The 12,649-nt window shown below is 72.0% G+C and carries 11 protein-coding genes; 8 read left to right on the top strand and 3 right to left on the bottom strand.

Going from position 1 to position 12,649, the window contains the following annotated elements:
* The 5 genes from VI078_14170 to VI078_14150 all read left to right on the top strand — a co-directional run.
* On the top strand, window positions 1-333 hold a 333-nt coding region (locus VI078_14170), incomplete at its 5' end, for a hypothetical protein (GenBank protein ID HEY6000430.1).
* A gap of 97 nt (window positions 334-430) precedes the next feature.
* Window positions 431-1,096 (top strand): class I SAM-dependent methyltransferase, encoded by a 666-nt coding sequence (locus tag VI078_14165; protein HEY6000429.1) that lies wholly within the window; start codon window positions 431-433, stop codon window positions 1,094-1,096.
* 16 nt (window positions 1,097-1,112) lie between these two features.
* Window positions 1,113-2,141 (top strand): zinc-binding dehydrogenase, encoded by a 1,029-nt coding sequence (locus VI078_14160; GenBank protein HEY6000428.1) that lies wholly within the window; start codon window positions 1,113-1,115, stop codon window positions 2,139-2,141.
* A 70-nt stretch (window positions 2,142-2,211) separates the two neighbouring features.
* Window positions 2,212-3,036 carry a glycosyltransferase gene (locus VI078_14155; protein ID HEY6000427.1) on the top strand — a complete coding sequence of 275 codons (825 nt, stop codon included), beginning with the start codon at window positions 2,212-2,214 and terminating at the stop codon, window positions 3,034-3,036.
* Window positions 3,033-5,516, top strand: a complete 2,484-nt coding sequence (locus tag VI078_14150; protein HEY6000426.1) for a YfhO family protein — start codon at window positions 3,033-3,035, stop codon at window positions 5,514-5,516. Before VI078_14155 ends, VI078_14150 begins: the two co-directional genes overlap by 4 nt.
* Here the strand turns inward: VI078_14150 and VI078_14145 are convergent.
* From VI078_14145 to VI078_14135, 3 genes are read right to left on the bottom strand one after another with little or no spacing between them, the layout of a single operon-like run.
* Complete coding sequence (locus tag VI078_14145) at window positions 5,500-7,821, bottom strand: hypothetical protein (protein ID HEY6000425.1); 2,322 nt, start codon at window positions 7,819-7,821, stop codon at window positions 5,500-5,502. The two genes, VI078_14150 and VI078_14145, sit on opposite strands and share 17 nt — an antisense overlap.
* Window positions 7,818-8,735: a sugar nucleotide-binding protein gene (locus VI078_14140; protein HEY6000424.1), complete on the bottom strand. Its 918-nt coding sequence runs from the start codon at window positions 8,733-8,735 to the stop codon at window positions 7,818-7,820. Before VI078_14140 ends, VI078_14145 begins: the two co-directional genes overlap by 4 nt.
* Window positions 8,725-9,414 (bottom strand): class I SAM-dependent methyltransferase, encoded by a 690-nt coding sequence (locus VI078_14135; protein HEY6000423.1) that lies wholly within the window; start codon window positions 9,412-9,414, stop codon window positions 8,725-8,727. The genes VI078_14140 and VI078_14135 overlap by 11 nt, the downstream gene beginning before the upstream one ends.
* Before the next feature lie 185 nt (window positions 9,415-9,599).
* Here VI078_14135 and VI078_14130 point away from each other — a divergent pair, with 185 nt between their 5' ends.
* The 3 genes from VI078_14130 to VI078_14120 all read left to right on the top strand — a co-directional run.
* On the top strand, window positions 9,600-11,117 hold the full coding sequence (locus tag VI078_14130; protein ID HEY6000422.1) for a CRTAC1 family protein: 1,518 nt from the start codon (window positions 9,600-9,602) through the stop codon (window positions 11,115-11,117).
* 210 nt (window positions 11,118-11,327) lie between these two features.
* Window positions 11,328-12,266: a hypothetical protein gene (locus tag VI078_14125; GenBank protein HEY6000421.1), complete on the top strand. Its 939-nt coding sequence runs from the start codon at window positions 11,328-11,330 to the stop codon at window positions 12,264-12,266.
* Window positions 12,267-12,299: 33 nt separating this feature from the next.
* A partial coding sequence (locus tag VI078_14120; GenBank protein HEY6000420.1) for a hypothetical protein occupies window positions 12,300-12,649 on the top strand: 350 nt, incomplete at its 3' end.

Raw genomic sequence — 12,649 nt, 5'->3', positions numbered from 1 at the left:
GGCCTCGCATTCGGCTACTTCATCTTCCTCAACCTCAGCCGGACGTCGCTCCACGTCCGGCTCGTGCGCGAGCTGGCGGCCGCGCCGGGGCAGGAGCTGCCGACCGCCGGCTTGCTGGAGCGCTACGGCGCCGGCCACGTCCTCGACGTGCGACTCCAGCGGCTGGTCGGGGGCGGGCAGCTCGTCTGCGCGCGGGGGCGCTATCGCAGCGGATCGCGCGGGGACTTCGTGCTGCTCGCGCACGCCCTGGATGCGCTCAAGCTTCTGGTGCTTGGCAGGCGCAGCTTCTTCCCGCCGGGCGGGGGCGGCCCCGCGCGACCGCCGGAAGATTGATCGGGGTGCCCCGCCGTGATATCTTTCACAACTTGGACACTGGACCCGGAAGCCCCGGCGGCGCAGCGCGGCCGGGCCGGCACCGTCAGGAGGGGACATGGCATACGTTGATTTCCTGAGCGTCATCCACAAGGCCACGAAGCGCGACTACCTGGCCCGCGTGAACGAGTACCCGAAGGCCGAGGCCATCCGGATCTCGCGCCAGTACGGCTACGACTACTGGGACGGGGACCGCAAGTTCGGCTACGGCGGCTACAAGTACGACGGCCGCTGGCGCAAGGTGGCGCGCGCCATGATCGACCACTACGGCCTCAAGGCGGGCGACCGGGTCCTGGACGTCGGCTGCGGCAAGGGCTTCCTGGCGTACGACTTCACCCAGGAGCTGCCCGGGCTCGAGGTGCACGGGATCGACACCTCCGACTACGGCCTGGAGCACGCCAAGGAGGAGATCAAGCCCTTCCTCAAGAAGGCGGACATGCGCGAGCTGCCCTTCCCGGACAAGAGCTTCGACCTGGTCTATTCGATCAACTGCATCCACAACCTCCACGCCTTCGACGTCGTGAAGGCGGCCAAGGAGATCGAGCGCGTCAGCCGCAAGCACAAGTACATCTGCACCGAGTCCTTCCGCAACGAGGAGGAGCAGGTGAACCTGATGTACTGGGTGCTCACCGGGCGCTGCTTCTACAGCCCCGAGGAGTGGGAGTGGTTCCTCTACACGCTCGCCGGCTACACCGGCGACTACTCGCTGATCTTCTTCGAGTAGGCGAAGGGGCGGGCACATGAAGGCGGCGATCCTGGTCGAGAGCAAGAAGCCGCTCGTCGTGGCCGACATCGCGCTGCCCGAGCGGCTCGAGTGCGGCCAGGTCCTGGTGCGCATCCACCGCAGCGGCATCTGCGGCGCGCAGATCGGCGAGATCGACGCGGTGAAGGGACCCGACAAGTTCCTGCCGCACCTGCTCGGGCACGAGGGCGGCGGCGTGGTCGAGGAGATCGGCCCCGGCGTGCGCCACGTCAAGCCGGGCGACCACGTCGTGCTGCACTGGCGCAAGGGGCCGGGGATCGACTCCGCGGCGCCGAAGTACCGCTGGGGCGACCGGACGGTGAACGCCGGCTGGGTCACGACCTTCCAGGAGCGCGCGGTGGTCTCGGAGAACCGGGTGACGGCGATCGCCCCCGACATCGAATTCGAGGTCGCCGCCCTGATGGGCTGCGCGGTGACGACGGCGATGGGCGTGCTCACGAACGACGCCGCGCTCAAGCCCGGCGAGTCGCTCGCGGTCTGCGGCGTCGGCGGCGTCGGCCTGAACGTGGTGCAGGGCGCGGCGCTGATGGCGGCCTGGCCGATCATCGCCATCGACCGCGTCGAGGCCAAGCTCGCGATGGCCGCGCGGTTCGGGGCGACGCACACGATCAACTCGGAGAAGCAGAACGTCCTCGAGGAGATCCGCCGCATCGCCGGTCCCGAGGGCGCGGACGTCATCGTCGAGACCACGGGGCTGCCGCGCATCATCGAGGAGGCCTACGAGGCGACCTCGCCGCGCGGGCGCACGATCCTCGTCGGCGTGCCCAAGGGCAAGGAGAAGATCACGATCTACTCGCTGCCCCTGCACTTCGAGAAGGTGCTCAAGGGCACCGAGGGCGGCCGCACCCAGCCCGCGCGCGACATCCCGCGCTACCTCAATCTCTACCGCCGCGGGAAGCTGCAGCTCAAGGAGCTGATCACCCACCACTTCCCGCTGGAGCGCATCAACGACGCGCTCGACCTCATCCGCGCCGGGGGCGCGGGACGGGTCATCATCGACATGTGAGGCATCCCCAGCCCCGGCGGCCCGCGCGTGACCCGCGCCGGTCGCCGCGGCGGAGAGGGCCCCGGCGAACATGCTGACCGACCCGCTGCAGCACCGGCACGAGATCACGGTCGCCATCACCTGCTACAACGAGGCCGAGTTCATCGGCGACACGATCGACACCGTCGTGGCGGCGCTGCGCCAGGCGGGGCGCGACTTCGAGGTCATCGTCATCGACGACTGCTCCCGGGACGACTCGGTCGCGGTCATCGAGCGGACGATCGCGCGCCACCCGGGGGAGAGCATCCGGCTGTACCGCAACGCGACGAACCAGGGGCTGGCGTCCAATTTCGTCAACGGCGCGTTCCTGGGCAGCGGCAGGTACTACCGGCTCTGCTGCGGCGACAACGCGGAGAGCCTCGAGTCGCTGGTGACGCTCTTCTCCCACGTCGGCGCCGCGGACCTGGTCATCCCCTACCAGCTGCAGGAGAACGTCGAGGGCAAGACGCGGCTGCGCAAGACGATCTCGCGGACGTTCACCTTCCTCGTCAACGCCATCAGCGGCTACCGGCTCAAGTACTACAACGCGCTGCCGATCTACCTGCGCTACCACGTCATGCGCTTCGCGCCGGTCACCTACGGCTTCGGCTTCCAGGCCGACGTGATCACCCGCCTGCTGGGCGAGGGGGTGACCTACGCGCAGATCGACCACCGCTCGCACGACCGCAAGGTCGGCCGGTCCACGGCGCTGTCGCTGCGCAACCTGCTCTCGGTCATGCACACGCTCCTCGAGATCGTCTTCCGGCGCGTGCGCGCCGTCCTCTTCCGCAAGAGCATCCCGCGGCCGCGCGAGGTCTTCCCCGGGCCGCCGCCCCCGGCGGGGGGGGGCGCGACGGGGCGGCCCGGGCGCACATGAGGGCGCCCGGCACCTGGCCCCGGCAGTGGGGGCCGCTCGCGCTCGTCGTGCTCGCGGCCGCGCTCTTCTTCGCCCCCTACCTGCTGCAGGGGAAGGTCTTCCTTGCGGGGGACGCCCTCTACCAGCACGTCCCCTGGGGCGCGTACGCCCCGCCCGGCTTCCGCGCGCAGAACACGCTGATCACCGACCCGGTGAACGCCAACTTCGCGGGGCTCTACAACCACCAGCTCACGAGCGGGTGGCCCGCGCAGTGGAACCCGTACCTGCTCACGGGCCTGCCGGCGACCGACGTCACCTCGATGAGCGGCGCGCCCGGGCGCGCCTACCCGGTCAAGCTGCTGCTGCACCGCTTCCTCACGCCCACCGACGCCTTCATGTGGGGGCTCATCCTGCACGTCGCGGCGATGGGCGCCTTCATGTACCTCTACCTGCGGGAGGTCGGCGCGGAGATCGTCGGCGCGCTCTTCGGCGCCGTGGTCTACATGTTCAACGGCTGCGTCATGGTCTGGCTCGAATTCGAGAGCGTCCCCTACACCGCGGCCTTTCTCCCCCTGCTGCTGCTGTTCATGGAGCGCACGCTGCGACCGCGGGGCCTGCGCTACGGCTTCGCCGGGGCGCTCGTGCTGGGGACCATGGCGCTGATGGGCATGATCCAGTACCTCATCTACGCCGGCCTGCTCGCCGGCTTCTACGCGCTGTTCCTCATGCTGCGGGCGCACCTCGGCGGGCAGGGGCGCGCGGGGGTCCTGCGCGTCGCCGCCTGCTTCGCGATCACCTGCGCGGGCGGCGCGCTGATCTCGGCCGTCGGGCTGCTGCCGGACCTCGACCTCATCCGGCACAGCAGCCGCGTCGCGCGCGCCTTCACGTTCTCGACGTTCTTCGACACGCTTGCGCGCGTCCCCTTCCGCTACCTGGTGACCCTGGTCTTCCCCGACTTCTTCGGCAGCCCGCCGCTGGGCATGGGGTTCGCGCCGCGGCTGCCGACGCAGGAGTACATGAACTACAACGAGCTGTGCATCTACCTCGGCGTCCCGACGCTGGTGGGCGTGCTCGCCGCGCTCGCCGCGCCCAAGAACGCGGCCGGGCGCTTCCACCTCGGCGCGCTCGCCGTGCTGCTCGCGCTGCTCACGGGCACCGTGCTCTACTATCCGTTCTTCGCGCTCGTGCCGGGGATGGACCGGATGAACCCCACGCGCCTGGCGTTCCTCTTCATGTTCGCGGGCGCCGCCGCCGCCGGCCTCGGCGTCTCCGCGCTCGGGCGGCTCGAGGGCAGGCGCCGGACGCTCTTTCTCTCCGGCGCCGCCGCCCTGGCGGCGCTCGGCGCCCTGGTCGCGTTCGCCGGCGCCACCCCGGGCTGGATCCGCTGGTTCGACCGCGAGGCGGCGGCCATGCCGTACGCGATCGAAGGGCTCGCGCGCCTGCGCCGCCCCTTCTCGGCGCTGATCCTGCGGCCCCTCCTCCTGCTGCTGGCCTCCGTGGGCCTCGGCGCCCTGGCGGTCCTCGCGCGGGACCGGCGCGCCCGCCTCGCCGGTGCCTCCCTGCTCGTCGCGCTGCTCGTCTACGACCTGACCGGCTTCGGCTGGGGGTACAACGCGATCGTGCCGGCTGAGCAGGTCTACCCGCGCACGCCCTCGATCGACTTCCTCCAGCGGCAGCCCGGCCCCTTCCGCGTGCTGCTCGACGGCAGCCGCGGTCTGCTCGTGAACACGATGGCCCCGTTCGAGATCCAGGAGGTCGGGGGGTACAGCAGCTTCTACCCGGAGCGGGTCGGGAAGCTCCTGTCCTTCATCCGCTACGGCCAGGCCGCCTTCTCCGGCGCGCGCTTCGACCGCTGGATCGTCTTCGGGGGCCCGGGTCCGCGGCTCTTCGACCTGCTCAACGTCCGCTACGTGCTGACAGCCCCCGGGAGCGCGATCGCCGACCCCCGGTTCCGGCTCGCGCACCGCAGCGACATGGATATCTACGAGAACCTGTCAGCCCTGCCGCGCGCCTTCGCGGTGCACCGCGCCGTTGTCCGCCCGGACCCCGACGGCGCGCTCGCGTACCTTGGCAGCGAAGCCTTCGACATGCGCGGCGAGGTGGTCCTCGAGCGCGACCCGGACCCGGCCTTCCGCGCCGGCGTCGGCGCCCCGACCTTCGCGCCCCGCGTCGCGACGGATCGCTACGAGCCCGACGCCGTGGCGTTGACGGCGGAGCTCTCAACGGCGGGGTGGCTCGTCCTCACCGACTCCTGGTATCCGGGCTGGCGCGCCGAGGTCGACGGGAGGGAGGTCCCCATCGAGCGCGCCGACTACGCGTACCGCGCGGTGCCGCTGCCGGCCGGTCGGCACGCGGTGGTCTTCCGCTACGTGTCGGCGCCCCTGCGCCGCGGACTGGCGCTGACGCTCGCCGGCCTGTTCCTCGTTGGCGGCGGGCTGGCGTACGTGCTCTGGCGCGGTCGGCGCGCGGCCGCGCCGGCGCCGCCTACTGCCAGCCCCTGACGCGCGGCAGCCCGTCGGGGCGCTGCCAGGGGTAGGGCTTGCCCTCGTTGAAGGTCCGGATCGCCGCCATCGTGTCGTAGAGACGGCCCCAGATCCCGTTCCAGCCCGGGTCCGCCCGGCGGACGTCCGCGCGGACCCGCTGGCGCAGGTTCTCGGCGACCCACGGCGGCAGCGGCTGCCGGCCCTGGCCGCGCCAGGTGAGGACGCAGGCGTTCCCGCCCCAGCCGACGAGGTCGAAACGCTCGGCCAGGTGGTCCGGGTCGAACAGCGGCCCGAAGGGCACGAGGCCCCAGAGCGGCATCGAGAAGTCGACCAGGACGTAGTCGATGCGCTGCTCCTTGAGCACCGCCGCCGCGCGGTCCGCCCCCCCGAAGACGACCACGTCCCACTTCCCGCCGAAGCTCGTGCGCGAGGGCTGGCTCAGGAGCCCGTCGCCCGGGAAGAGGAAGGAGCCGTCGGCCCCGGGGCGGTTGAGGCAGAGGATCCGCGCCTGCATCCCGACGAGGTCCCGCGCGGACTCGGCCACCGGCCAGAGGCCGTCGCCGCGTGCCAGCGCCTCGCGCGTCGAGATCTCCCCCGCCGCGAACCCCGCGAAGTCCGACCAGCGCGAGGGGACCCCGGGGGGGCGGTACTTCGCCGCCCGCTGCACCGCCAGGTTCAGCGAGAAGCCGGCGGCGACGAGCACCGCCGCCGCGCCGAGCGCCGCCCGCGCGCGCCGCGGGGTGAGCCACTGGAAGGCGGTCTGCCACAGCGCGCAGAGCACCACCGGCAGCAGGAAGCAGACGAAGCCGTAGTTGCGGTAGACGGAGGAGGGGTGACCGGAGTCCGAGATGACCAGGCACACCAGCAGCGGCACCGCCACGGGCGCCAGCCGCAGCCAGCGGACCGTGACCGCGGCGGGGCGCGCCACGGCGGCGGCGATGCCGACCCCCGCCAGCGCCAGCGGCGCCCCCCAGTGCGGCCAGAGCGCGCCGAGGGTGTCCACCCGGAAGAGCCGCAGCCAGTATCGCAGGTCGTGCGCCAGGAAGCCCGAGAGGCTCACGCCGCCGGTGGTCGGCGCCGATCCCTCGAGGTAGAACATCGGGAACAGCGGCGTCCACCACCGCGCGAAGCGCGCCTGGTCGGCGAGCGTCCACATCGGGCGCAGCGGGTTCTCGAGGAACATGCCGGCGATCAGGTAGTTGAGGAGCAGCAGGCCCGCCGTCGCCGCGCCGGCCCCCGCCGCGGCGATGAAGACCCCGCGCGTCTCGGGCAGGCGGCGCGCCGCGAGGTACCCGAGGCAGAGCACGCCGAGCATGGGCGCGACGAATACCAGGAAGAGCGGGAAGAAGAGCGCCTCGCCGACCATGACCGCGAGCCACACGAGGAACCAGCCGCGGCGGTCGGCCTCGGTGCGGTCGAACGTGAGCACGGCCATCCAGCAGGCGGCGACCAGCCAGGCGCCGGCCTGGATGTGGTGCGACTGGAACGCCCCCCACTCGGGGTTGCTGAAGGGGAAGCAGGCGATGGACGCGACGCCGGCGAGCAGCGCCCAGGTGCGGTCCCCGCAGGCCTTGCGCGCGAGCGAGACCACCGCCCCGACGCCCGCGAGCAGCAGGCAGAAGGTCACGAGCTGACAGGCGGTGTCGTCCGCCAGCAGCATCGCGAGGAAGTTCAGGCCCATGGTCTTGTAGCCGTAGAACATGTACCAGATGTCGTTCGGCCAGATGCCGTGGGACTGCACGACGAGGCGCTGGTACGGCCAGTAGATCTCGTAGGCGTCGTTGGAGGCCTCGCCGGGGTAGAGCGCGCGCGTGAGCAGCAGCACCGCGGCGACGGCGAGCAGCGCGGCGGCCAGCAGCGTGCCGACGGCCGCCTCCAGGCGCCGCCCCGGCGCGAGGAGCCCGCGCAGCAGGGCCGCCGCCTCGCGCGCCTCGCGCAGCAGATGCGGGAACGAGAAGGCCAGGATGGGCACCGCGAGGAGCAGGGCCGTCGGCCGGTAGTAGAGGTTCGCGAAGCCCAGCGGCAGCATCGCGACCGTGAGCACGGCCGCGCCGAGGAAGAAGCCGAGCAGGCAGCGGTCCGCCCACCCCAGATCGAAGCGCACCCCGAAGCGGCGCAGCGCCGCCAGGGAGAGCCAGCCCGTGCCCGCGACCAGCCAGATGAAGTACGGGATGAACGCGGTCCGGGCGAGGTTGTAGAGCGCCATCCGCGCCCCGGTCGCCGCGTAGTCGGCGGTGAAGACGTCGACGCTGCCGAGGTACGCGCTGATGGCGAGGAAGACCGCGATCGCCGTCGCGGCGCCCGCCAGCTCCCGCCTGCTCACGCCGGCCCCCCCCGCCAGGCGGCGGCGACCTCGCTGATGCACGAGGCCATGTCGCGGAAGCGGCAGCCGGTCTCGCGCCCAAGGCGCTCGGGGAGCATGCGGATGTCGTGGGGGCGCCGCACGCCGCCGCCGAGCTCGTCGATGGAGATGCGCCGCACCGACGCGGGGTCCGCGCCGAGCGCCGCGGCCATCGCCGTCGCCAGGCCGTGCCAGCTCCAGCCCTCGGGGCTGCAGACGTTCACCGTCCCCCGCGCGCCGGCGGCGAGCAGCGCGCAGACCGCGCGCACCGTGTCCCCGGCGAGGGTGGGGCAGAAGACCTGGTCGTCCGCCGCGGCGAAGCCCCCGGCGACGATACGGCGCGCCATGTCGTCGAGGAGCGTCCCGCTGCCGCGCTCGAGGGAGAAGCCCTTGCTCAGCCGCGCGGTCAGGTGCGCGCCGGGCAGCTCCTCGCGCAACCGCCGCTCGACCTCGGCCTTCTGCCGCCCGTACTCGTTGAGCGGCGCCGCCGCCGCCTCGTCGGCGTACGGCGCTGCGTCCCCGCCGAAGACGCAGTCGCTCGAAAGGAAGACGGGCACGATCCCCTCGGCGTGGAGCTGCCGGGCCAGCTCGAGGGTGCCGTCGACGTTCACCCGGCGTGTCCCCGCAGGGTCGCGCTCGCACTGCACGAGCGCGCCAACCCCGGCGCAGATGATCGCGGCGCGGTGGCCGGTGGCGCGAAGACGCAGCGGGCGGACGTCCGGCGCGGCCAGGTCGAGGGAGACCATGCGCTCGCCGGCGCCGTCGCGGGTCGTGCCGGCGGTGGCGGGGTCTGCCGCGCGCAGGGCCGCCAGGAACCTGGTGCCGAGGAATCCCCGCGCGCCGATGACGGCGGTCCGGGGGGTCCCCGACGGCAGAGTCGCCGGCTCAGCCGGCATCGTCCCGCTTGCCCGCCGCGATCGCGAAGAGGTAGTGCGCCATCGGCGCGAAGCCCGTGTGCACGACCTCGTCGTTCATCGAGAAGAGGAAGACGTCGCGGAAACGCGGCTCGAGCAGCGCGCGCAGTCCGCGGTCGTCCTTGAGGTTGACGTGCCCCTCGTTGCTCCACTTCGAGGCGTGGACGCTCGCGTGGACGTTCGGCGTCCCCACGATGAGCGTCCCGCCGGGCGCGAGCGGGCGCAGGAGGTTGTCGAGGAACGTCCGTTCCTTCTCGATCGGGATGTGCTCGATGACGTCCAGCGAATAGGCGGCGTCGAACGTCCCCGCCGGGGACTTCTCTGTCAGGTCCACGGTCTCGAAGGTCAGCCCCGCGCGCTCCGCGTTTATCTGCCGCGCGTTCTCCACGAGGATCGGGTCGAAGTCGACGGCGTGGACCGAGCGCACCGTCTGCAGCAGCAGCGGCAGCGCGAAGCCGTCGCCGCACCCCGCCTCCAGGACGCTCCCCTTGCCGGCGAGCATCTTCGCGCAGAACTTGTAGCGCGCCAGGAAGAAGACCAGGTGCCGGGGGTCGCTGCGCCAGAGGTGGCTGGCCATCAGGCCCAGCGGGTGCAGGCCGTGCCTGCGGAACCCCTCCAGCAGGACCTCGTACTGCGGCTCTCGCGTCTTCTGCTCCTGCATGCGCCCTCCAGGCCCGGCGGGCCCTCCGCGTCGCGCGGATGATAGCACAGGGGCGCAGCGCGGGCCGCCTTTCGTGTAACTGCGCGGCGGGCAAACCCGTACTAATCCCTGTGAGAACTTGACCCGCGGGATTCCGCGGTGCTAAGGTTGCGTCGGGTACGGAGTCGGCACGAAAGGAGCGAAGCATGGTGAAGTCGAAATCCCTCGTGATTCTGAGTACTTTCGTGGCGGCGGCGCTGTGCCTTGCCGGGCCGGCTTCCGCCATGACGTTCGCCGACGTGACCTCCAGCTCCGGTGCCGACGACAAGGGCCGGGGCAAGGGGGTGGCGTTCGCCGACGTCGACGGCGACGGGGACTACGACCTCTACATTTCGAACAAGGGCGGCGCCAGCAGGCTACTGCGCAATGACAGCACGCCTGGGAACATCGCGTTCACCGAGGTCACGGACGAGGCCGGCGCGGCGAACACCGGGTTCGCGATGGGCTCGGCCTTCGCGGACGTCGACAACGACGGGCGCCCGGACCTGTTCATCGCCAAGGGCGGCCAGCGCGAGATCGAGGCCAACCGGCTGCTGCGCAACGTAAGCACCCCGGGCCACATCAAGTTCGTCGACATCTCGGTCGAGGCCGGGATCGCCACGAAGGACTTCACCTACCAGGGCGCCTTCGCGGACTACGACAACGACGGCCGCCTCGACCTGTTCACGGCCAACTACGGCGTCGGCGTGAAGAACCGGTTGTTCCGCAACGACAGCACGCCGGGCAACGTGAAGTTCACCGAGGTCAGCGCCAAGGCCGGCGTGGGCGCCCCGGGCTGGTCCTGGGCGGCGACCTGGGCCGACGTCGACGGCGACGGCTGGCAGGACCTCTACGTCGTGCGCGGCCGCTACCCCGCCGGCGAGCCGAACCTGATGTACCGCAACAACCACGACGGGACGTTCGCCGAGATCGGCCGCGAGACGGGCCTCAACGACCCGAACTGGGGCCTCGGCGCCGCGTGGGCCGATGTCGACAACGACGGCCGGCTCGACCTCTACCTCTCGAACTACGTCGGCGGCAACAAGCTCTTCCACAACGACGGCAACTGGAAGTTCTCGGACATCACGAAGGTCGCGGGCGTCGACAAGCACGGGTGGGGCAAGGGCCCGACCTTCGCGGACATCAACCACGACGGCAGCCTCGATCTCTACGAGGGCGACTGCAAGGTCGGCAACACCCTCTACGTCAACGACGGCAAGGGCCGCTTCACGGACGTCACCGGCAGGTTCCCGTTCATGGAGCTCGACGGCATCCGGACGAAGGGCACCGCGTTCACCGACCTCGACGGCGACGGCGACATGGACCTGTACGTCGTCACCTGGAACGTGCCGAACCGGGTCTACCGCAACGACCAGAACGACAAGGGCTTCATCAAGGTGCGTCTCGCCGGGACGATCAGCAACCGGATGGCGATCGGCAGCACGGCCCGCGTCTACGATGCCGGGTTCGCCGAGGACCAGAAGCACTTCCGCGGGATGCGCGAGCTGCGCACGGCCACGGGCTTCTGCGCCCAGGAGGGCCAGGAGCTGCACTTCGGCGTGGCCCCGGGCGGGACGTTCGACGTGGTCGTGAACTTCCCGAGCGGCGTGAAGGTCGTCCAGCGCGGCGTCAAGGCCGGCACCGTCCTCGCGATCGAGGAGCCGAACGCCGTCGCGAAGAAGTAGCCGGTCCCCCGGCGCGGTTTGCAGGGCTGCCCGCGTGATCGACGCGCGCGGGCAGCCCTTTTCTTTTCGGTGATGCGCGCGAATCTCCTTCCGCCAAAGGTATCTGCGTCGGCGCTCGTCGCGCTCTTCGCGCTGGCCGCCGGCTGCTCGACGTCCCGGGGCGCCGCCGGGCCGGCGCGGCCGGCTGCGGGCACCGTCCGGGTGAGGCTGATGAGCCACGAGCGCGCCGTCCCCGGCGCGGCTGTGACAGGGCAGCGCTACCCGGGGGTGGCGTTGCTCGAGGAGCGCGTCGTCGCGACCGCCGGCGCGGACGGCCGCGCGGCGCTCGCCCTGGCGCCAGGGAACTGGTACCTCTCCGCTGCTGCCCCGGGGCTCTTCGGCTGGTACGGCTCCAACCCGATCCAGGTCCGCGCCGGCGAGACGCTCGATATAGCGGTGCCCGCCGTGCCCGCCGGCGGGGCGCCCGCCGTCGCCGCCGTCCCGGCGGGCGGGGAGTCGGTGGCCGGCGCGGTCACCGGCGAGGCGGGGCCGGTCGGCGGGGCCGACGTCGCCTTCTACCTGGACGCCTCGACGCAGTTCCGCGGGCCCGGGTACCTCGAGGTGCGCACGGACGAGCGCGGCGGGTTCGAGGCGCGCGTCTCGCCGGGCCGCTACTGGCTGATCGTCCGCCGCCGCTCGGGCCAGCAGCCCTTCGGCCCGCTGGAAGTGGGCGACGTGTTCGGCTTCTATCCCGGCAACCCGCTCGAGGTGCGGGCGGGCGAGCGCCTCGACCTGCGCCTCCCGACGGTGGCGGTGCTCAAGAAGTCCGGCTGGAGCGCGCCGTCGGCGCTGCGGGTGCGCCTCAGCGGCACGATCCGCGACGCCGCGGATCGGCCCCTCGCCGGCTACCGCGCCTTTCTCCACGAGAAGGCGGCGATGCTCGGCAAGCCGGAGTTTGTGTCCGAGCCGAGCGGGCCCGACGGGAGGTACATCATCTGGGTGGACCGCGAGGGCTTCTTCTACCTGGGCGCGCGGGCCGAGGTCGGCCGCTCGCGCGAGGCGCGGGAAGTGATCGGCCTCTACCGCGGCGCGCCCGACCACGCGGTGGCCGTGCACCTCGGCGCCGGCGACCTGGAAGGGCGGGACATCGTCGTCGGAGAAGGACACTGAGCCGACATGGAGACGAGGGATGTCACGTTGGGAATGCGGGAGAGAACTGACATCGGCCTGGCGAAGGGGTGGCGCGAAGCGGGGGACCCCCGCCGCGCGGACCGAAGGGAGCACGGTGGGGGTGCGCAGCGACAGGACCCCGTAGCCCGCACGCGGACGCGGCGACCTTGGCCACTCCTCCTTCTCCTCGCCCTTGCCGGTTGCGCCGCGGCCCCGCCGGTCGGAGGCGGCGGCGCCGCGCGGGTCTGGACCTGGAGCGGGGAGCGGCGCATCGCCGAGTTCGTCGAGGTGCCCGCCGGCGTCACCCTGCGGCTCGAACCGGGGACGGTCCTGCGCTTCGCCTTCGTCGACCGCGACGGCGACGGCATCGGGGACGCGGGCCT

The sequence above is a fragment of the bacterium genome, from assembly GCA_036524115.1.
Taxonomy (GTDB): Bacteria; JAUVQV01; JAUVQV01; order JAUVQV01; family DATDCY01; genus DATDCY01.
The sequence above is the reverse complement of the archived record's forward strand: the minus strand, read 5'-3'. Positions and strand labels throughout refer to the sequence as shown.